The sequence below is a fragment of the Photobacterium sp. DNB22_13_2 genome (assembly GCF_052873915.1).
Genome location: NZ_JBNNXU010000148.1, coordinates 1 through 269, shown reverse-complemented (window position 1 = coordinate 269; position 269 = coordinate 1). Strand labels below are relative to the sequence as shown.

The following is a 269-nucleotide window of genomic DNA, read 5'->3' as shown; positions in this document are numbered from 1 at the left end:
CACAATCATCACGATCTGCCCGATCGGTCCGCACCCACCGCCATCATCCTGCTGCGGCACCGGCAAGTTCGGTGTGGTATCCCCCACTACCTTGCTCGGGTCGTACGGCTTGAAGCTGCTGCTAGTGTTATGTGCCGACGCCACCCGGTTCGGAATCATCAGCGTCTGGCCCACGCGCAGATCGCTGTCGCTGCGGATGTCGTTAGCATCCGCGATCTGGTACCACAGCTCGCTGTCGCCATAGGCCGACTGCGCGATCGTACGCAGCG

Annotated in this window: 1 protein-coding gene; it reads right to left on the bottom strand. The window is 62.5% G+C overall.

From position 1 onward, the window contains the following. Nucleotides 1-269 (bottom strand): LysM peptidoglycan-binding domain-containing protein (locus ACVA58_RS28160; RefSeq protein WP_446513533.1); only part of this gene is annotated, 269 nt, incomplete at both ends.